This is a genomic window from Acinetobacter tibetensis (assembly GCF_023824315.1).
Classification (GTDB): domain Bacteria; phylum Pseudomonadota; class Gammaproteobacteria; order Pseudomonadales; family Moraxellaceae; genus Acinetobacter; species Acinetobacter tibetensis.
This window is the reverse complement of the sequence record NZ_CP098732.1, coordinates 2,038,387-2,060,016: the sequence shown is the minus strand read 5'-3', so window position 1 is coordinate 2,060,016 and position 21,630 is coordinate 2,038,387. Positions and strand designations below refer to the sequence as shown.

Sequence of the window (21,630 nt, the reverse complement as noted above, 5' to 3'; positions counted from 1 at the left end):
CAATATACAAGCGGAGAATAGATTCGCGAGGGTGATGTGGTTATCTGGCTCAATCAAAGTGGTGAGTTTTATCAATTTGATCAGGCCATTATGAAAGTTTGGGACGTTGCTAAAACCAATGATGGAGAGCTGGTTGGAGTGAACTTAATGCCACCAGAAGCTGAATCTCCTATGCAGATGCTGAGAGCTTTGGTTCGACCAGATGAACCTGAGTCATCTGGTGAAATTATGAAAATGGGAGACGTTCCGGGGCTCTATACCATTACACGATGGTTTTTACCTTTGCAGCAAGTATCTAAAAGTTTGGGCTTGGTTGCACGTATTGATTATTTTGCTGAATATGAAACAGGGCATGGAGCGTTAATTCTTCAATTAATTAGAGATAAAGCCGAGCAATATCGGGGTATTTATCAATATTATTTGGCAGATCAAGCTTATCAACAACGTGACTTTCAACGCTATATTGATTTACTACGTCATTCTGCGCAGTCGGGATATAGTCCTGCGATGTGTCAGTTAGCGCAGCAATTGTTTATTGGTGGAATTTTACAAAAAAGTTTGGAAGGAAGCTTTAACTGGTATCGAGAAGCCGCGTCCAAAATGGATAGTATTGCGCTATATCAGTTGGCAGGATGTTATGCGCGAGCACAGGGTACCGAACAGGATTTACAAAAAAGTTTGCAGCTCTTGCAACAATCATCTGAACAGGGTTGTTGGACAGCGACATTGGGACTGGCAGCCTATTATCGTTTTGGCTGGTTAACCTGTTTCTTGGTCAATCCAGTTTATCCGAATTACGGTGTGGTAAGCGACCATGTGATTCATCCGGGGCGGGCATTCTATCTGTATCATCGAATTGCATCTCAAGCGCCTGAAACTGAAAAAGGTGTTTTGGCCAATGCTTACTATCATTTAGCTTGGATGTATCAAGATGGAATTGGGACAAAACGGGATTACGAGCAATGTGTCTATTGGTATCAAAAATCCGCTGATTTAGGTAATTTAGTTGCAATCAATAATTTGGCAGATAAATATGAGCATGGTTTAGGTGTACCGCTTGATTTAGATATGGCAATTGGACTGTATCAACAAGTCGCTGGGCGAGTGATAGCGGCAGATTTAAGTTTGGGGCGTATGTATTTAGAAGGGCGAGGTGTTGAGCAAGACTTCGAATTGGCTCGAAAACATTTAAATGTCGTACTAGATGCACGCATTGACGGTATAGATGCAATGCAGGTGGAAGCGATGCAACTGCTTGCATCCTTTACCGAAGATAGTCCACTGCAACAGGCTCAACACGTTCTCAAAAATGCGCGTGATTATTCGATTGAGCAAATTTCTGAACAGATTAGAAAGATTGATTCCTTTCTGCATATGGATGAAGCCAAGCAATTATTCTTCAAGTTGTTTCTACTGAATGCTCAAAAAGGTGAAGCTTCCTCACAGTATCAAGTGGGTTATTGGTATTTAAATGGTTTCTATACCGAAAAAGATTTAGAAGAAGCGGCATATTGGATTCAGAAAGCGGCTGATCAGAAAGACCAATATGCTGAATGCAAGATTGCGTATATGTATGAAAATGGACTTTATTTTAACTCAGATTTAGATCTTGCAGAAAAATGGTATGAGCGGTCATTAAGGACACCATCAACAGCATATTATCCGGAATACATCGCAGGGCAATTAAATCCTGAGTATTTAAAAATGTATGAGCAAATGAATAGTGAAGCGTTGAGTGGACTTGTTCGTGTTGAGCAAAAGCGTCCGAAACGTAACAAATGGTTTTTTTGGAAAAAATAACAGTAAATTTTCACCACGATTGCTATTAACTATAACTGTATAGTTAATAGCTTTCATTTTTATAAGATATTGTATTTTATAGTTTATATAATTTGATAAGAGCTTTTAGCTATCGTTTTATAAGGGTTTAGCTCTAAATAGACGAATCATTTAAAAATTAGAGGGAATGAATCCCGACCATTGTCGTGCTATTTCTAGCCAGTGATACCTTTCAAAATAGCCCTACAAGTTTTAGCCAACTTGCAAACTATTGATGGAGATCAATTATGGCTCAAACAAACACGGGAAAAATGCAGAAATTCCTCATCGTATTTTTGTGTTTTTGGGTGGCTTTTTTTGAAGGTTTTGACCTACAAGCCCCTGGTATTGCAGCAAAAGGAATCGCAGCAACCTTTGGTTTAGATCAAGTACAAATGGGCTATGTGTTTAGCCTTGGTGTATTTGGCATGCTGTTTGGCGCATTCTTTGGCGGACGCTTTGCTGATTATTTAGGGCAAAAGAAAGTCCTTATGTTGTCTATTGCGATCTTTGGGGTATTTTTTAGTATTACAGCAATCGCACCGAATATAGAAGTTTTATATCTTGCTCGCTTTTTCACGGGACTTGGTTTAGGTGCTGCCATGCCGACCATGATTTCAGTGGTGGGTGATGAAGCAACGGAAGCCAATCGCGGTAAATTAAACAGTTTAATGTATTGTGGCTTGCCTGTTGGCGCAATTTTTGTTGCAGGACTGGCGATTTATTTTAAAGATATTCCATGGCAGACATTGTTCTTGATTGGTGGGATTACCCCATTAGTCCTTATTCCATTCATGGCATTTATTTTAAAAGATAAACCGAAGCAAACGGCGCTTGTCGAAAATGCTGACCTAGCACCTGTCCCTGCAATGACTGAAGTATTATTTCAGCAGCAAAAATTTAAACAGACTTTACCACTCTGGGTAAGTTTCTTTTTTACCTTGATGGTGAACTATATTTTAATTAGTTGGCTACCCAATTTATTGATGGAACAAGGTTTAGAAAAGCAGCAAGCCTTTTTAGTGATGTTGGTGTTTCAGGTAGGTGCTGTGATTGGTACGCTTTGCTTTGGTTATTTGTTGGATCGACTAAAATTATGGCAGATGGCGGCGATTATCTATTCAGGTTTATTTATCGCTATATTTTTACTGTTCACCAGTAAAGTCATTACGGTATTAATTATTGCCGGTGTGCTTGGAGGGATTTTCTCTACAGGCGGTCAATCTATCCTCTATGGTATTTCCCCAATTTTTTACTCAGGAGCGGGTAAGGTCACAGGTGTAGGCAGCGCAATCTCTTTAGGACGCCTAGGTGCAATGACAGGCCCATTACTAACGGGTAAAATTTTAGCCTTAGGTTTAGGCACAACGGGTATTTTGGTGGCAAGTGCTCCAGGAATTGTTCTTTCTGCAATTGCAGTCGCTGCATTATCACGTTTTAAAGCTCAGCAAGCGCAAAAATAAAATAATATTTTATGCTCCGATCATAATGAGCTACGCACAAGTGTGATGATTTACATTTGTGCGTTTAGCATTTTATGCCAAACGTTAAATATCAATCGTTGGCTTTAAAAATTAGGAACACTAATTTGTCGTCTCAAAAAGTGATAAATATCAACTTTTTTAAAATGATATGCATAATATCAACATGAGTTATTAGAAAAATGAATTTTGATTAGCTGAAATAAAGATATTGTTTGGAGGATTCAAGCATTAAATCTTTTAAGAGTTTCTCTATAATCAGCTTTTTTATTTAATATAACTTAACTTTATGAAAATCTTAGATGGCGGTTTTGGTCGTGAACTTGCGCGTAGAGGCGCACCTTTTAGACAACCTGAATGGTCTGCGCTGGCTTTAACAGAAGCACCAGACATTGTGAAACAGGTACATTTAGACTTTATTCAGGCCGGTGCCGAAGTTATTACCACCAATAATTATGCAGTGGTTCCATTTCATATTGGCGAACAACGCTTTGAAAATGAAGTAACGAGCTTGGTGAATGTCGCTGTAACTCAAGCGAAAAAAGCGGTTGAGGAGAGTGGAAAAGAGGTTCGCATTGCAGGTTGTTTGCCTCCGTTATTTGGTTCTTACCGTGCAGATTTATTTAAAGAAGCAGAAGCGAAAACCCTTGCAACGCCAATTATTGAAACTTTGTCACCGCATGTTGATTTTTGGTTGGCAGAGACACAATCTTGCCTCAAAGAAGTCGAAACCGTACATGGATTATTGCCTAAAGATGGTCGCGATTTTTGGGTGTCATTTACCTTACAAGATGAAATTCAGTTAGAACAACCATTATTGCGTTCTGGCGAAAGCCTTGAACAAGTGGCTGAGTTGATACAACGCCTTGGTGCCAACGCAATATTGTTTAACTGTTGTCAACCAGAAGTGGTATTGCAAGCCATTATCCAAATTAAAAAATTATTACCCGAAACAGTACAAATTGGGGCTTATGCCAACGCATTTCCACCACAGAAAAGTGAAGCTACCGCTAACGATGGTTTAGATGAAATCCGTGCAGATTTAAATCCTGAATTATATTTAAGCTTTGCACAGCAGTGGCAAGCTGCGGGAGCAACCTTAATTGGGGGCTGTTGTGGTATTGGTCCTGAACATATTGCAGAACTTTCTCAATTTTTTAAACAGTAAGATTTTCTTATGTCTACAGCTAAAATTGGCTTACTTTCCTTAACCGCCTTAGTGTTTAGTTCTATGGTGGGTTCAGGGGTATTTAGTTTGCCACAAAACATGGCTGCAGTCGCAAATGGCCAAGCCTTGCTAATGGCTTGGCTTATAACAGGCGTAGGAATTCTATTTCTTGCCTTTGCACTGCTTTTTTTAACACGGCAAAGACCTGATTTGGATGGTGGTATTTATAATTATGCCCGAGAAGGTTTTGGTGAATTAATTGGCTTTTGTTCTGCATGGGGCTATTGGCTTTGTACCACCATAGGCATTGTTGGATATGTGGTAATTGCCTTTTCTGGTGTGGGTTTATTTACTGATAGTCCAGAGCATGTGTATTTTGGTGAAGGCAATACCCTGTATGCATTGATTGGTTCATCAATCTTTGTCTGGATTGTACATTGGCTGGTGAGTCAGGGGATTAAAGAAGCAGCATTGGTGAATCTTATTGCGACGATTGCCAAGATTGTCCCTTTGGTGATTTTTATTGCCTGCGGCTTTGTTGCCTTCCAGCTTGATTTATTCAAACTCAACTTTATCGACTTTTCTTTACAGTTGCCTGTTTGGGAACAGGTGCGTAATCTCATGCTAATTACCTTATGGGTATTTACGGGTATTGAGGGCGCTGTAGTTTTATCGTCCCGCGCCAAGAATAGACAAGATATTGGTCGTGCAACTGTTTTGGGTGTGCTGCTGGCATTGAGTTTCTATGTCATGGTGACGGTACTGGCTTATGGTGTAACAGGGCGAGCTGAAATTGCCAATATGCATAACCCTTCTATGGCAACCATATTGGAGCAACTGATTGGGCTGCCTGGTACCATTATTATTACGCTAGGTTTGATTATTTCGGTTAGTTCTTCTTATTTAAGTTGGACTTTATTTGCAACGGAAATTCCATTTTTAGCTGCAAAAAATAAAGCTTTTCCTTCTCTGTTTTTAAAAATCAATCAGAATGGTGTGCCGATTGCCTCACTTTGGCTGACGTCTATTGTGGTGCAAATTTCTTTGATTGCGGTGTGTTTCTTTGATAAAAACTATACGCAATTATTGCTGATTTCATCAGTAATGATTTTACTGCCATACTTTTTGGTTTCTGCATTCTATTTAAAAGAATCTGTGAAACATAAACGTAGTAAGCATATTTGGATTGCCGCAGTCGCAGTCATCTATGCAGCATGGTTGCTTTATGCGGCAGGTGTATCATTATTATTGCTGTCGGGTTGCCTATATTTATTGGGGTTGCTTGTATTTTTCTATAGTCGATTCACGCATAAAAAGGTGGCATTTGAGTAAAGTGAATAAAAAGAAAAACCGCGATAACTGAGCGGTTTTTCTTTTTGGCAGGTCATAAAATAACTCAACAAATTTTCTACGATTAAAGCGTCACAATAAGCCTATAGACTTGGATTATTTATCTAGGCTTTTTATAAAATATTGCGCAACTCACGTGCCGTTTCTTGTAACAAAGGTAGAATATGCTGAATCAGGTATTCCTTAGTGGTACGGGTAGTCGGGGACACAATATTCAATGCGGCAATCACTTTAGATCTTTGTTGATAAATCGGTACGGCAAGCGCATGGACACCTAACTCATGTTCTTCACAAGAATAGCACCAGTCTTGTTCTTTGATTTCATGCAGCAAGTTTAAAAATGTTGCATTGTCAGTATGGGTGTATTTGGTTAAACGTTGTAGTGGATATTTTTCAAGCCATTCATGTTGCTCATTCGGTTCCAGATGAGCCAATAAAATTTTCCCTGCGGATGTTGCATGTGCGGGTAAACGATTTCCTAAGTGTAAACCATAGGGGTTAACACGATCTGTTTGTTGATGTGCAGCGCTACGTGCAATGGTAATGGCTTCATATCCATCCAGTACCATCACAGAAAAGATTAAAGACGTTTGGTTGGTCAGTAGATTCAATAGCGGTTGAGATATTTTAGGAAGTTGTGCACCACCGAGATAAGCACCTGAGAATTTTAAAATTTTAGGGGTTAAATAAAAATAATGACCATCCGATTCTAAATAGCCCAAATACTCAAGGGTGAGTAAGTGGCGCCGTGCTGCCGCGCGGGTCATCCCAGTCCGTTCAGCAGCCATTGAAATATTTAAACGATGACGGTCAGCGCCAAAACAATCCAGAATTGCCATACCTTTACTGATGCCAGCCACAAAATCTTCATGTCGAATGATTTTTTTATTGTCTTTATTTTCAAGCCATCTTTCAGTTTTGTGCAATTCCTCATTCATTTAGATACTTTCCTGATATGTATTGTGTTTATATTTTTACTATAGCGTGAAATCTGACTGAAAAAATCAGGTTTTGTTCGATAATAAGTAAAAATGTTCGATCATCGAACAAAAGCGCCTGTAGCTATCTAGTCCAGCGCTAAAAAATGATAAAAAATGAACGGATAAGGAAATCGAACTAAAAGACTAGGGAATGTTGTTTTAGCTGAATTGCTCTCCAGTATAAGTTGGGTTTCCGTGCCTTTTCAAATTTTGCATGATGCACAATGGAGTTATCTAATGATAGATAAAAGTGCAGCGACCTTAATGGAAGCGCTCTCCCAGATACAAGACGGCTCAACCATCATGATCGGTGGTTTTGGTACAGCAGGACAACCTGCTGAACTGATCGATGGCTTAATTCAACTCGGCATTAAAGACCTCACCATCGTCAGCAACAATGCTGGTAATGGTGACTATGGTCTGGCTAAATTACTCAAAGCGGGTGCCGTGAAAAAAGTCATTTGTTCGTTCCCGCGTCAGTCCGACTCTTGGGTCTTCGATGAACTCTATCGTGCAGGCAAAATCGAATTGGAACTGGTCCCTCAAGGCAATTTAGCCTGCCGTATTCAAGCTGCGGGCATGGGACTCGGCGCAGTCTTCACCCCAACAGGTTATGGCACCTTATTGGCCGAAGGCAAAGAAACCCGTCACATCGACGGTAAAGATTATGTACTGGAATATCCAATCAAAGCCGACTTCGCTTTGATTAAAGCCCAGCAAGGCGACCGTTGGGGCAATCTGGTCTACCGCAAATCGGCACGTAACTTCGGCCCAATCATGGCCATGGCAGCCAATGTAACCATTGCTCAAGTGTCTGAAGTGGTGGAACTGGGTGAATTAGACCCTGAACACATCATCACCGCAGGTATTTTTGTTCAACATGTGGTACAGGTTCAACCTGAACCTGTGGCTGTGTAATCGGGAGAACATCATGAGCTATCAAAAACTCAGCCGTAACCAAATTGCAGAACGTGTGGCACAAGATATTCCTGATGGCGCTTATGTCAATCTCGGTATTGGCTTACCGACCAAGATTGCCAGCTACCTGCCTTCAGACAAAGACGTGTTCTTACATTCTGAAAATGGTTTATTGGCTTTTGGTCCACCGCCCGCCGCAGGTGAGGAAGATCCTGAACTGATCAACGCAGGCAAAGAATACGTGACCATGTTACAAGGCGGAGCCTTTTTCCATCATGGGGACTCGTTTGCCATGATGCGGGGTGGGCATTTGGATATTGCGGTTCTCGGTGCCTTCCAAGTCGCGGCCAATGGGGATTTGGCCAATTGGCATACCGGCGCACCCGATGCAATTCCGGCTGTGGGTGGTGCAATGGACTTAGCCGTCGGTGCTAAGAAGGTCTTTATCACCACCGACCATGTGACCAAACAAGGTGAACCGAAGATCGTGGCTGAATTGAGCTATCCCGCGACAGGTTTGAAATGTGTCGACCGTATCTATACCGACCTGTGCGTGATTGATGTCACTGCTGAAGGCTTAAAAGTGATTGAGAAAGTCGACGGTCTAAGCTTTGCAGAATTGCAGGCGATGACGGGTGCTCCGTTGGTGGATGCGACACAACAGAATTAATGATTGGAATCCCCTAAATCCCCCTTTGCTAAAGGGAGACTTTTCCAGCAACAAGTGCGGTGAGTCTCCCTCCTTTTTAAAGGATGAGAAGCATAGCTTCGCAAGGGGGAGGATTAAGAGAAGAATAGATATGAAAGACGCTTATATCATCGATGCCATCCGTACCCCATTCGGCCGTTATGCGGGTGGACTCGCTCCAGTCCGTGCCGATGACTTGGGTGCCGTACCGATTCAAGCCTTGATGCAACGTAATCCCAGTGTCGATTGGACCCAAGTTGATGACGTGATCTACGGCTGCGCCAACCAAGCCGGTGAAGACAACCGTAATGTGGGTCGTATGTCTGCACTGCTTGCAGGCTTACCGGTTGAAGTTCCAGCAACCACCATCAACCGTCTATGTGGTTCATCGTTGGATGCGATTGCGATGGCAGCACGTGCGATTAAAGCGGGTGAAGCAAACCTGATCATTGCAGGGGGTGTGGAAAGCATGTCTCGTGCACCTTTTGTCATGGGCAAGTCGGAAACCGCTTATGGGCGTAGCCAGAAGATTGAAGACACCACCATGGGATGGCGTTTTATCAATCCTAAGCTGAAAGCCATATATGGTGTAGAGACCATGCCACAGACCGCAGAGAATGTGGCACAACAATTTCATATTGATCGTGCAGATCAAGACCAGTTTGCCTTGACGAGTCAACAGCGCACAGCAACCGCGCAAGCTCAAGGCTTTTTTACACATGAGATCGTCCCTGTAAGTATTGCGCAGCGTAAGGGTGATCCGATTGTGGTTGACACAGATGAACATCCTCGTGCATCGACCACATTAGAAGGTTTGGCTAAACTGAAGCCAGTCGTCACAGCAGAAGGCACCGTCACAGCGGGAAACGCGTCAGGCATCAATGACGGTGCGGCTGCTGTACTGATTGCGTCAGAACAGGTGATTCAACAGTACAACCTCAAACCCCGTGCCAAGATTATTGCATCTACGGCTGTGGGGGTTGAACCGCGCATCATGGGCTTTGCCCCAGCGCCAGCGATTAAGAAGCTTCTTAAACAAGCCAATCTTAGCCTTGAACAGATGGATGTGATTGAGCTGAATGAAGCGTTTGCGGCACAGGCACTGGCGGTTACCCGTGACCTCGGTCTGGCAGATGATACGACTCAAGTGAATCCAAATGGTGGGGCGATTGCGATTGGTCATCCACTCGGTGCATCGGGTGCACGTTTAGTCACCACGGCTTTAAACCAATTAGAACAAACGGGTGGAACCTATGCCTTGTGTTCGATGTGTATTGGGGTTGGTCAAGGCATTGCAATGATTATTCAGCGGGTTTAAAGCAGAGTTAAGGATAGCGATCATGAGCCAGTTATATGCCAGCTTATTTTACCAAAACGAGGTGACTGAAATTTTCAGTGATCGTGCTTTGGTGTCTTACATGATTGAGGCTGAAGTTGCCTTGGCAAAAGCACAGGCTCAGGTCGGTGTTATTCCAGAATCTGCGGCAATAGCAATTTCAAACATTGCATCAACTGCACTCGATCAGCTTGATTTTGATGCTTTAGCGGTTGCAACAGGTTTGGCAGGCAATATTGCGATTCCTTTTGTGAAGCAATTGACTGCGATTGTGAAACAAAATGATGAAGATGCTGCACGTTATGTGCATTGGGGCGCAACCAGTCAAGACATTTTAGACACTGCCTGTATTTTGCAATGTCGTGCTGCAATGACGCATGTTGAAGCTTTAATTCACCAATGTTACCGCACAGCTTTGGCTCAAGCAGAACAGTATCGCTCACAAGTCATGATTGGACGCACATGGTTGCAGCAAGGTTTACCGATTACTTTGGGGCATAAATTGGCACGCTGGGCTTCGGCCTTTCGTCGTGATTTAGCCCGTATTGACGCCATGAAAGCACGTGTTTTTACTGCGCAATTAGGCGGTGCAGTCGGTTCATTGGCTTCATTACAAGCACAAGGCACAGCAGTTGTGCAAGCATTTGCAGCGCAGTTACAACTTTCAGTCCCAAGCTGTACTTGGCATGGTGAGCGAGACCGTATTGTCGAAGTGGCGAGTGTTCTCGCGATAGTGACAGGTAGTCTGGGCAAAATGGCGCGTGACTGGTCGTTGATGATGCAAACTGAAATTGCAGAAGTGTTTGAGCCGGCAGCGAAAGGGCGTGGTGGCTCATCCACTATGCCACATAAGCGTAATCCTGTCGCGGCGGCATCGGTTTTGGCAGCCGCTAATCGTGTGCCTGTGTTGATGTCGAGTTTGTATCAAAGCATGGTGCAAGAACATGAGCGCAGTCTAGGAGGATGGCATGCGGAATGGCTAGCATTGCCTGAAATTTTCCAACTCTGTGCAGGTGCTTTAGAGCGAACTTTGGAGGTGTTACAAGGGATGCAAGTTAATGCAGAGAACATGCAGCGCAATTTGGAATGTACGCAAGGCTTAATTATGGCAGAAGCGGTGATGATGGCATTGGCGCCACATCTAGGGCGCTTACAGGCTCATCATGTGGTGGAAGCAGCATGTAAAACAGCCGTTGAAAAAGGTGTTCACTTAAAAGAGGTCATGACTGAACTCGATCAAGTCAAAGCCTATTTTAGTGCAGTTCAAATTTCAGAAATTTTTAAACCCGAATCTTATCTTGGCAATATTCAAGACCAGATTGATGCGGTGTTGCAAGAAGCAAAAGGAGAGGCAAAGTGAATATCACGATGACCAATCGTCAAGGCAAGACTTTATCTGTTGCAATCAGTGGGCAAGACAATGCGCCTGTGATTGTATTTTCAAACTCGTTGGGTACAGATAAAGGCATGTGGCAGCCACAAGTTGCTGCTTTTGAACAGCAGTTCAAAGTAGTGACTTATGACACACGTGGTCATGGGCAAAGCGATGTGATTGAGCAGACCACTGTACAAAATCTTGCAGAAGATGTGATTGATATTCTTGATGGTTTAAACATTGAAAAAGCACATTTCTGTGGAATTTCGATGGGCGGCATGACGGCTTTATGGCTCGGTATTCACCATGCGGATCGTTTTCATAGCATAACTGTGGCGAACTCAGCAGTCAAAATTTGGACTGAAGAAGGTTGGAATGCCCGTGCAGATGCTGTGACAGTCAATGGCTTAGCAGATTTGGTCAAAACTACGCATACCCGTTGGTTCAGCGAACAGTTTGATTATCAACATGATGCTTTGGCACAGCGTACCATTCAGTCTTTAGCGACTACGCCAGCACTGGGCTATGCAGAATCTTGCCAAGCGCTTGCCCAAGCGGATTTATCTACTCAAATTCAACAGATTCAGATTCCAACTTTAGTGATTGCAGGCGCATTTGACCCAGTCACGACAGTGGCAGATGGTGTCTTTATGCAACAACAGATTCAAAAGAGTGAACTCACAGTGATTGATGCATCACATCTTTCCAATATCGAACAGCCTGAGTTGTTTAATCAAACCCTCAGTCAGTTTATTGGATCGATTCAATAGTTTAAGGATTTTTAAAAGGACTTTCAGCCCAAGGAGGCAGGTATGGCGTCTCAGGAATACGCTACTCAAAAAACGAGTATAGACGCACAAGCACTGATTAATGATGCACCGATTAGCAAATATCAGTGGCTTATCGCAATTGTATGTTTTCTCATTGTTTTTGTTGACGGTATTGATACTGCGGCAATGGGTTTTATTGCTCCCGCTTTAGCACAAGACTGGGGGATAGACCGTTCGCAATTGGGTCCAGTCATGAGTGCGGCTTTAGGCGGCATGATTATTGGTGCGTTGGTGTCTGGTCCAACCGCTGACCGCTTTGGGCGCAAGATTGTTTTAAGTATTTCGATGCTGATTTTTGGTGGCTTTACTTTGGCATCGGCATATGCAACTGACTTAAACACTTTAGTGATACTGCGCTTTTTAACGGGTATTGGTTTGGGTGCGGCGATGCCGAATGCAACCACGCTATTTTCTGAATATTGCCCACAGCGCTCTCGCTCGCTACTCGTGACCTGCATGTTCTGTGGTTACAACTTGGGTATGGCGACAGGTGGTTTTATCAGCAGTTGGTTGATCCCAACTTTTGGTTGGCACAGCTTGTTTTTACTGGGCGGTTGGTCGCCACTAATTTTGATGATCGTGGTGATTTTCTTCCTGCCAGAATCCTATCGTTTCTTGATTGTGAAAGGTCGTGACAGCGAAAAAGTTCGCAACATTCTAACGCGTATTGCACCTGAAAAAGTACAGGGTGTCACTGAGTTTCATGTACCTGAAGAAAAAAACGAAGGTGCAGAGAAGAAAGGTGTGTTTGGCATGCTGTTCTCTCAGAAATATGTCAAAGGCACAGCTTTATTGTGGCTGACCTATTTCATGGGTTTGGTGATGATTTATCTGCTCACCAGTTGGTTACCAACCTTAATGCGTGAAACTGGCGCAACGATGGAGCGTGCTGCATTTATCGGTGGTTTATTCCAGTTTGGCGGTGTCCTCAGTGCTTTATTTATTGGCTGGGCAATGGACCGTTTCAACCCGAACCGCATTATTGCAGGCTTCTATTTTGTCGCTGGAATTTTTGCTTTTGCCGTAGGGCAGAGCTTAGCAAATCCAACCTTACTTGCCATTTTAGTGCTTTGCGCAGGTGTTGCAATTAATGGTGCGCAGTCGGCAATGCCAGCACTCAGCGCTCGTTTTTATCCAACCCAATGCCGTGCAACAGGTGTGGCGTGGATGTCTGGAATTGGTCGTTTCGGTGCGGTATTTGGTGCATGGATCGGCGCAGTTTTACTGGGCAATGACTGGTCATTTACTGCAATTTTGAGCTTGCTCATGATTCCTGCAACGACAGCGGCTGTCGCAATTTTTGTTAAATCACTTGTTGCACATACTGACGCAACTTAATTGAGGATTCTCCCATGAATGATGAACAACGCTATGAACAAGGGATCAAAGTCCGAACTGAAGTGCTAGGTGAAAAGCATGTGAATCGTTCGATTGAGAACTTAAATGATTTCAATGCAGATTTTCAAAATTTTATCAGCCGTTTTGCGTGGGGTGAAGTGTGGTCTAGACCGGGCATGCCACGCCATACCCGCAGTTTAGTGACGATTGCAATTTTATTGTCTCTAGGTCGTGAAGACGAATTGCGTATGCATTTACGTGCTTGTTTTAACAATGGTGTGACTAAGGACGACTTAAAAGAATTGATTCTGCACTGCTCACTCTATGCAGGTCTACCGGCAGCCAATGCAGCCATGCATATGGCAGAAGAGGTTTTTGCAGATTTGGGCATTGCCCCGCAAAAGCTGAGCGAACAGCATCTCAACCAAGAACAAACCAATCAAGAGTAATGGAACAAGATTAAGAGGGACGTCACATGTCGCAACTTATTTTAGGTGCTTATGCACAACGTAATACCGATGATCATCCGCCAGCATATGCACCCGGCTATAAAACCAGTGTATTACGCTCGCCAAAAAATGCATTGATCTCAATTGCAGAAACTTTAACTGAAGTGACTTCACCGCAGTTTAGTGCGGAGCAGTTTGGGCCTAAAGATAACGATTTGATCTTGAACTATGCCAAAGAAGGTTTACCGATTGGTGAGCGCATTATTGTACATGGTTATGTCCGTGATCAGTTTGGTCGTCCAGTCAAAAATGCCTTGCTCGAAGTGTGGCAAGCCAATGCTTCTGGTCGTTATCGTCATCCAAATGACCAGTTTATTGGTGCGATGGATCCGAACTTTGGTGGTTGTGGTCGCATGATGACCGATGCCAATGGTTATTTTGTATTCCGTACCATTAAACCGGGTCCGTACCCTTGGCGTAACCGTATTAATGAATGGCGTCCAGCGCATATCCATTTCTCTTTACTTGCTGATGGTTGGGCGCAACGTCTCATTTCGCAGTTCTACTTTGAAGGCGATACGCTAATTGATTCGTGTCCAATTATTAAAACCATTCCTTCGGAACAACAACGTCGTGCATTGATTGCTTTAGAAGACAAGAGCAACTTTATTGAAGCAGACAGCCGTTGTTACCGCTTTGACATCACTTTACGTGGTCGTCGTGCGACTTATTTCGAAAATGATTTGACTTAATTCAGGGAGAACAACATGAACAATTGGAACTTTCAAGAATTGCATGAAACTCCATCTCAAACAGGTGGACCATATGTACACATTGGTTTGTTACCAAAACAAGCCAACATCGAAGTGTTTGAAAACAACTTCAACAATCAGTTAGTTCAAGAAAAAACCTTAGGCGAACGTATTCGCTTAGAAGGTCAGGTGTTTGACGGCTTAGGTTTACCATTACGTGATGTTTTAATCGAGATTTGGCAGGCGGATGCCAACGGTGTGTATCCAAGTGCGGCTGATATTCAAGGCAAAGCAGTTGACCCTAATTTCTTTGGTTGGGGGCGTACAGGTGCAGACTTTGAAACTGGTTTTTGGAGTTTCAATACCATTAAACCGGGTGCTGTTCCGGGTCGTAAAGGAACAACTCAAGCACCGCATATTGCACTGATTATTTTTGCTCGCGGGATTAACATTGGCTTAAACACGCGTGTTTACTTTGAAGATGAAGCTGAAGCAAATGCACAAGATCCTGTGCTCAAAGGCATTGAATGGGCACCACGTCGTCAGACTTTAATTGCCAAGCGTGAAGAGCGTGATGGTGAAGTGGTGTATCGCTTTGACATTCGTATACAAGGCGAAGACGAAACAGTCTTTCTAGATATCTAAGCTCATAAGCGCAAGAAAGCTTGTGCTTATGAAAGAGAAAAAAGTTTATACGTGGTGATTGCATGTCCCATTGCATGAATCCCACGTATATTTGCCATTGATGACAGAAGTCAGGCAATAGTATTGAAAATACAAGGAACTGTAATGATTACCATCAAAAAATTAGCAATGCAACTCTGCTTAAGCAGCGCAGTTATCGCAGCAATGCCAGCGACATTTGCAGCAGAAACAGCTCAATCTAATGCACAACACTATATGGTCAAAAACGTCAATATTGGTGATTTACCTGTCAAAACTATTGTACCGATCACTGCAAAAACTGCTGAACAAGCGCTTGCACAAGCCAAAGTAATTGCGAGTAATCCAGATGTAGATTTGGCTGAGTTCCGTATCGATTTACTTGAATTTTCTGCGGACACAAAAAAAGTCATCGCACTGGGTCAGCAATTAAATCAAACTCTAAAAGATAAACCCTTAATTGCCACCATTCGTACCCATAACGAAGGCGGAAAAATGACGGTGTCTGACCAAGACTATGAAAAGATTTATCGTGAATATTTGAAAAAGCCATTCATGCAATTGCTGGATATCGAAATGTTCCGTGATGCAGGCAGTGTGGCGAAATTAACCAAATTGGCACATGAAAAGAACGTGTTGGTGATCATGTCAAATCATGATTTTGCCAAAACCCCCGAACAACAAGAAATTGAAAACCGTCTGCTAAAACAAGATCAGATGGGTGCCGACATTCTAAAAATTGCGGTGATGCCAAAGTCAAAACAAGATGTCTTTACCCTGATGAATGCAACCCTTACTGTAAGCCAAAAAAGTCAAAAACCCTTACTTACCATGTCGATGGGACAGTTAGGCACGATCTCACGTGTAGCGACTGCCAACATGGGAGGGAGCCTCAGTTTCGGCATGATTGGTGAGGCTTCAGCACCAGGTCAAATTGATGTGACTCAACTTAAGCAGTTCCTTAAAACTGTGCAGCCTACACCTTAAGACTTCAAGATATAAAAGGATTTGAACATGAAATTATCAACTTTACGTTTAACTACACTGGTTTTAAGTTTGGCTGCTTCTGGTTTGGCCAGTGCAGAAACTTATATAGTTGACCGCTATCAGGATGATAGTGCAAAAGGTTCATTGCGTTGGGCAATTGAACAATCGAATGCCAATGCGACGCAAGAAAATGAAATTCAGATTCAAGCTGTAGGTAAAGCTCCTTATGTCATTAAGCTGAATCAAGCTTTACCACCGATTAAATCTGCCGTAAAAATTATTGGGACACAGTGGGACAAAACAGGCGAGTTTATTGCCATTGATGGTTCAAACTATATTAAAGGTGAGGGTGCGAAAGCTTGCCCAGGCGCTAACCCTGAACAGTATGGTACCAATGTTCGTACCATGACTTTACCCGGTCTGGTTCTACAAGATGTGAACGGTGTGACCTTAAAAGGTCTGGATATTCACCGTTTCTGTATTGGTGTTTTGATTAACCGTTCAAGCAATAACCTGATTCAACATAACCGTATTAGTAATAACTACGGTGGTTCAGGCGTGATGCTGACAGGTGATGATGGCAAGGGCAATCCGACCTCAACCACCACCAATAACAACAAAGTTTTGAACAACGTGTTTGTAGATAATGGTGATGGTTTAGAGCTGACGCGTGGTGCGGCATTTAACCTTGTGGCCAATAATCTGTTCACTTCAACCAAAGCCAACCCAGAACCATCTCAGGGCATCGAGATTCTTTGGGGTAATGATAATGCCGTGGTCGGCAACAAATTTGAAAACTACTCCGATGGTTTGCAAATTAACTGGGGCAAACGTAACTATGTTGCCTATAACGAACTGACCAACAACTCAATTGGTTTTAACTTAACGGGTAATGGCAACATTTTTGACAGTAATAAAGTTCATGGTAACCGTTTAGGCATCGCCATTCGTTCAGAAAAAGATGCCAATGCCCGTACAACCTTGACCAAAAACTTAATTTGGGACAATGGTAAAGATATTAAGCGTTGTGAAGCAGGTGGTTCTTGTGTGCCTAATCAACGTTTAGGCGCAATTGTTTTTGCTGTGCCTGCGCTTGAACATGCTGGCTTTGTCGGTTCTCGTGGTGGCGGTGTGGTGATTGAAGATGCAAAACTTCAAAAAACTTGTACACAGCCGAATGAACAAGGCTGTAATGCCATGCCAAACCAAAATATCCAAGCGCCACGTTTAAGCTATAGCAAAGGTCAAGTCACTGCTACAGTTCAAGCACAGCCAAATCAACGCTACCACGTTGAATTTTTTGCCAATCGCCAAGCGAATGCTCAAGAAGCTGAACAGTATTTAGGAATGCAAGTTGTAACAACCAATGCACAAGGTCAGGGTCAAGCAACGTGGAAAGTGGCAAGTGGTGTGGCCAATGTCACTGCCAATGTCACAGACCACTTGGGTGCAACTTCTGAACTGAGTCCAGCCGTTCGTATTAAATAATAAAAACCGCATGGAAAGCTTACCTGAGTTGAGCTTTCCTCACAGAAAAGGATGTTTGGTATGCAACAACTATTAAAACTAGGCACATTATCTTTGGTGCTTTTAACTTGCCAATTGGCTTCAGCCAATGAATTTTATTCGGCAGACCGTCAATGGTTATTGGGTGATTGGAACGGTGAACGGAAGCAACTGGAAGATCAAGGTTATAAATTTACCGCTGCAATTATGAGCCAAGCAGCGACTAATTTGGCTGGTGGTTATAACGATGACAATAGTTTTGAAAATGCTGCACAGTTGACCTTAGGCGCTAATTTCGATTTAAACAAAATTGCAGGTTGGGAAAATACCACCGCAGGCTTAATGATTACCAAACGTGATGGTAACGCCTTAACGCTTGAACGCATTAAAGACCCTCGTGCCAGTACCTTGGGCAACAGCCAAGAAATTTACGGGCGTGGCAAAATTTGGCGCTTAACGCAGGCTTGGATCAAAACAGGATTTGATGATAACCGCGTCCAATTCAAGATTGGACGTATGGGTATGTCGGATGATTTTAACAGCTCACAATGTGAATTTCAGAACTTGCTGCTTTGTGGCGGACAGCTTGGAAAATCCATCGGTTCGATTTGGTACAACTGGCCTGTCAGTTTATGGGGCACCAATCTTAAATACCAATTTGCACCAGACTGGTCACTTGGTGTTGGGGTCTATGAAGTCAACCCAGACAATGTCAAAACAGACTCAGACAGTGATGGCTTTAACCTCGATATGGACAATGTTGAGGGTGCAACCATTCCTTTAGAGTTGGCTTGGAAACCAAAGTTAGCCGCGTTTAATGGCTTGCCTGGGGAATATAAAGTAGGTGCACTGTATTCCACCGCCGAAGCAAAAGATATTCGTAGTGGCGAAATGCAAGATGGTAAATACAGTTTTTGGTTGAATGCACAACAGCAACTCACACAGCATGGGGCAGATCCGAAGCGTGGTTTATACATTAGCTTTAATGGTGTAGTGAACGATAAGGCCACAACATTTGTAGAAAGTACACAACAACTCGCGCTTTGGTACAAAGGGCCTTTTGACAGTCGCCCGAATGACTCCATCGGTTTTGGTTTAGCCAATTATGTCGTGAATGATCGTGCAACGGACAAGCAAATCGCCACCAATGAAGGTCGTGGTTATTACAGTTACGATGCGGTTGCGAGAGACTATGTCCCGATTCAACGTGATGAACTTAATGTAGAACTCAATTACACCTACCAATGGTCACCAGCGGTCATGCTCAGACCCAACGTGCAATACATCTACCAACCGACAGGGGTAAAAGAAGTAGAAGACGCGTGGGTGGCTGGTTTAACCATGAAAGTCAATTTTTAACAGCACTTAGATTTAAATTTGGTTAAAATATAGTCAATAGTGCTGTCCAGTTTAAACACTTTAGTCAAGGCTTTCGCATTGTAAATGCGAAAGTACAAGAATTTATTCGTGATGATAAATGATACTCAAAGGAGAGAGGGAGTGGTCATTTAAACTCACGGCACTTGGAGTAAGATGTATGTCTGAAGCTCAATCTAAGCCAGGAGCCATATTTAAAATATGGTGTTTTATCCTAGGCTTGGCCTTATTGTTAACAGGCCTATTTTATTTAATTGGTGGCGGAAAGCTTATCAGTTTAGGTGGCTCTTGGTACTTCTTTATTGCAGGCTTAGTGACGATCGTTTCAGCGATTTTCATTTTTCGAAAAAAAGCCCTTGGGGTCGGATTATTCAGTTTAGTTTTTGTAGGCACTGTCATTTGGGCATTGATTGATACAGGCTTGGAATTCTGGCCACTACATTCACGCTTAATGTTCCCAGCAGGCTTATTTGCTGCTGTGTTATTCACATTGCCATCCATTCGTAAATACCAGCAACAAACAGCAATGTCAGCACCAGCTTATGTGGTTGGGGGATTGACTGTTTTGGGTATGTTGGGTGGTTTGTACGGTATGTTTATTCCACACCCAACCGTTCAAGCATCGGGTCAGGAATTACCGCTTGTGCCCGTTGAACCAAATAAACAGCAAGTCAATTGGGATCATTATGGTAGTGATGCAGGCGGTAGCCGTTTTGCTGCACTCGACCAAATTAACCGAAATAACGTATCTAAACTCAAAGAAGCTTGGCGCTTCCAAACAGGCGATATGACCACAGGTTCGGGTAATGGTGCAGAAGATCAAATGACACCATTACAGGTCGGTAATAAAGTCTTTTTATGTACCCCGCATAACAACATGATTGCTTTAGATGCGGACACAGGTAAACAAATTTGGAAAGCAGAAGTCAACTCTAAAGCCGATGCTTGGGAGCGTTGCCGTGGCGTTGCTTATTTTGATTCGACACAAGCATTGGTACAGCCAACCTTGGCAGGTGCAACAGCCGTAACCGCAGTCGCAACCAATACGGCTTGCCCTCGTCGTGTATATACCAACACACCTGATGGTCGTTTAATTGCAGTCAATGCTGATACAGGTGAGCGTTGTAAAGACTTTGGTGTTGATGGGACTGTGAATTTGCTTGAAGGCTTAGGTGATGGTACCAAAGCACCGCGTTTTGAAGTGACTTCGGCACCGACCATTGCAGGTACATCGATTGTCATTGGCAGTCGTATTGCCGATAACGTAGGTGCAGACATGCCGGGTGGTGTAATTCGTGCATACGATGTCATTACAGGTAAACTACGTTGGGCGTTCGATCCGCGTAATCCAGATCCAAACTATGTGTTAAAACCGGGTGAAACTTATAAACGTAGTTCAGCCAACTCATGGGCGGCAATGTCTTATGATCCTCAAATGAATACAGTGTTCTTACCAATGGGAAGTTCATCAGTTGACCTTTGGGGTGCAAACCGCCAACCATTGGATCATAAATACAATACTTCGGTATTGGCACTGGATGCGACCACAGGTAAAGAAAAGTGGGTCTATCAAACCGTTCATAATGATTTATGGGACTTTGACTTACCAATGCAACCAAGTTTGGTGGATTTCCCACTCAAAGATGGTTCGACTAAACCTGCTGTAGTCATTGGTACCAAGTCTGGTCAGTTCTTTGTGCTTGACCGTGTTACAGGTAAACCATTGACCAAAGTCGTTGAACAGCCTGTTAAAGCGGCAGATATTCCAAATGAACAATACAGTTTGACCCAACCGCGTTCCATTGAAATGCCACAAATTGGTAATCAAACGCTGACTGAATCAGACATGTGGGGTGCTACGCCATTTGATCAATTGATGTGTCGTATTAATTTTAAATCAATGCGTTATGAAGGTCTATTTACAGCTCCAGGGACAGATGTTTCATTGAGCTTCCCAGGTTCACTGGGTGGCATGAACTGGGGTTCTATTGCTTTCGATCCAACGCATCGATATATGTTTGTGAACGACATGCGTTTAGGGCTTTGGATTCAGTTGATTAAACAAACGCCTGAAGACTTAGCGATTCAAGCCAATGGCGGTGAGAAAGTGAATACAGGTATGGGTGCAGTACCAATGAAAGGCACACCATACAAAGTCAACAAAAACCGATTCTGGTCAGCGTTAAGCATTCCTTGTCAAAAACCACCATTTGGGACCATGACTGCAATTGATATGAAAACTCGTCAAATTGCATGGCAGGTTCCTTTGGGTACAGTCGAAGATACAGGTCCAATGGGTATCAAAATGGGCTTAAAAGCACCGATTGGTATGCCAACCATTGGCGGTCCAATGGCAACACAGGGTGGTTTAGTGTTCTTTGCAGCAACACAGGATTACTACTTACGTGCCTTCAATTCATCCAATGGTGAAGAATTGTGGAAAGCACGTTTACCTGTGGGGAGTCAGGGTACGCCAATGAGCTACATTTCACCAAAAACTGGTAAGCAATACGTGGTCATTTCTGCAGGCGGTGCACGTCAGTCGCCTGATCATGGTGATTATGTGATTGCTTATAGTTTAGAAGACTAAAACGTATTATTGTTTGGAGAGTCC

The 21,630-nt window shown here is 43.2% G+C and carries 18 protein-coding genes; 17 read left to right on the top strand and 1 reads right to left on the bottom strand.

Annotated elements, in window-relative coordinates; genetic code table 11:
* The first annotated feature begins 36 nt into the window (after window positions 1-36).
* From M5E07_RS10165 to M5E07_RS10150, 4 genes are all read left to right on the top strand, one after another.
* Window positions 37-1,800, top strand: coding sequence for a tetratricopeptide repeat protein (locus M5E07_RS10165; protein ID WP_252218961.1), 1,764 nt, complete (start codon window positions 37-39; stop codon window positions 1,798-1,800).
* 266 nt (window positions 1,801-2,066) lie between these two features.
* Window positions 2,067-3,281, top strand: coding sequence for a 3-(3-hydroxy-phenyl)propionate transporter MhpT (gene mhpT / locus M5E07_RS10160; protein ID WP_116758873.1), 1,215 nt, complete (start codon window positions 2,067-2,069; stop codon window positions 3,279-3,281).
* Between the two features lie 307 nt (window positions 3,282-3,588).
* Window positions 3,589-4,467: a homocysteine S-methyltransferase family protein gene (locus tag M5E07_RS10155; RefSeq protein WP_116758874.1), complete on the top strand. Its 879-nt coding sequence runs from the start codon at window positions 3,589-3,591 to the stop codon at window positions 4,465-4,467.
* A gap of 9 nt (window positions 4,468-4,476) precedes the next feature.
* Complete coding sequence (locus M5E07_RS10150; RefSeq protein ID WP_116758875.1) at window positions 4,477-5,799, top strand: basic amino acid/polyamine antiporter; 1,323 nt, start codon at window positions 4,477-4,479, stop codon at window positions 5,797-5,799.
* 131 nt (window positions 5,800-5,930) lie between these two features.
* Here the strand turns inward: M5E07_RS10150 and pcaU are convergent, their stop codons facing one another.
* Entirely contained in the window at window positions 5,931-6,743 is an 813-nt protein-coding gene (gene pcaU, locus M5E07_RS10145; RefSeq protein ID WP_252223785.1) for an IclR family transcriptional regulator PcaU, read from the bottom strand.
* A 291-nt stretch (window positions 6,744-7,034) separates the two neighbouring features.
* Here pcaU and M5E07_RS10140 point away from each other — a divergent pair, with 291 nt between their 5' ends.
* The 13 genes from M5E07_RS10140 (at window position 7,035) to M5E07_RS10080 (ending at window position 21,606) form a co-directional block, all read left to right on the top strand.
* Complete coding sequence (locus M5E07_RS10140; RefSeq protein WP_252218958.1) at window positions 7,035-7,715, top strand: 3-oxoacid CoA-transferase subunit A; 681 nt, start codon at window positions 7,035-7,037, stop codon at window positions 7,713-7,715.
* Between the two features lie 13 nt (window positions 7,716-7,728).
* A complete protein-coding gene (locus M5E07_RS10135) occupies window positions 7,729-8,385 on the top strand; it encodes a 3-oxoacid CoA-transferase subunit B (protein WP_252218956.1) in 657 nt (218 codons plus the stop codon).
* Window positions 8,386-8,515: 130 nt separating this feature from the next.
* Window positions 8,516-9,721, top strand: a complete 1,206-nt coding sequence (gene pcaF, locus M5E07_RS10130; RefSeq protein WP_252218953.1) for a 3-oxoadipyl-CoA thiolase — start codon at window positions 8,516-8,518, stop codon at window positions 9,719-9,721.
* Between the two features lie 22 nt (window positions 9,722-9,743).
* Window positions 9,744-11,099: a 3-carboxy-cis,cis-muconate cycloisomerase gene (gene pcaB, locus M5E07_RS10125; protein ID WP_252218950.1), complete on the top strand. Its 1,356-nt coding sequence runs from the start codon at window positions 9,744-9,746 to the stop codon at window positions 11,097-11,099.
* An 8-nt stretch (window positions 11,100-11,107) separates the two neighbouring features.
* Window positions 11,108-11,884, top strand: a complete 777-nt coding sequence (pcaD, locus tag M5E07_RS10120; protein ID WP_252223783.1) for a 3-oxoadipate enol-lactonase — start codon at window positions 11,108-11,110, stop codon at window positions 11,882-11,884.
* Window positions 11,885-11,926: 42 nt separating this feature from the next.
* Entirely contained in the window at window positions 11,927-13,282 is a 1,356-nt protein-coding gene (gene pcaK / locus M5E07_RS10115; protein ID WP_252218947.1) for a 4-hydroxybenzoate transporter PcaK, read from the top strand.
* Window positions 13,283-13,296: 14 nt separating this feature from the next.
* Window positions 13,297-13,731, top strand: coding sequence for a 4-carboxymuconolactone decarboxylase (gene pcaC / locus M5E07_RS10110; RefSeq protein ID WP_252218944.1), 435 nt, complete (start codon window positions 13,297-13,299; stop codon window positions 13,729-13,731).
* A gap of 26 nt (window positions 13,732-13,757) precedes the next feature.
* Window positions 13,758-14,483 (top strand): protocatechuate 3,4-dioxygenase subunit beta, encoded by a 726-nt coding sequence (gene pcaH / locus M5E07_RS10105; protein WP_252218941.1) that lies wholly within the window; start codon window positions 13,758-13,760, stop codon window positions 14,481-14,483.
* Between the two features lie 15 nt (window positions 14,484-14,498).
* Window positions 14,499-15,128, top strand: coding sequence for a protocatechuate 3,4-dioxygenase subunit alpha (gene pcaG, locus M5E07_RS10100; RefSeq protein WP_252218938.1), 630 nt, complete (start codon window positions 14,499-14,501; stop codon window positions 15,126-15,128).
* Window positions 15,129-15,272: 144 nt separating this feature from the next.
* Window positions 15,273-16,133 carry a type I 3-dehydroquinate dehydratase gene (gene aroD / locus M5E07_RS10095; protein WP_252218935.1) on the top strand — a complete coding sequence of 287 codons (861 nt, stop codon included), beginning with the start codon at window positions 15,273-15,275 and terminating at the stop codon, window positions 16,131-16,133.
* A 27-nt stretch (window positions 16,134-16,160) separates the two neighbouring features.
* A complete protein-coding gene (locus M5E07_RS10090) occupies window positions 16,161-17,621 on the top strand; it encodes a right-handed parallel beta-helix repeat-containing protein (RefSeq protein ID WP_252218932.1) in 1,461 nt (486 codons plus the stop codon).
* 60 nt (window positions 17,622-17,681) lie between these two features.
* Entirely contained in the window at window positions 17,682-18,998 is a 1,317-nt protein-coding gene (locus M5E07_RS10085; RefSeq protein ID WP_252218930.1) for a carbohydrate porin, read from the top strand.
* A 178-nt stretch (window positions 18,999-19,176) separates the two neighbouring features.
* The gene (locus M5E07_RS10080) at window positions 19,177-21,606 is read left to right on the top strand and encodes a glucose/quinate/shikimate family membrane-bound PQQ-dependent dehydrogenase (protein ID WP_252218928.1); all 2,430 of its coding nucleotides are present in this window, start codon (window positions 19,177-19,179) and stop codon (window positions 21,604-21,606) included.
* The last annotated feature ends 24 nt before the right edge of the window (window positions 21,607-21,630 follow it).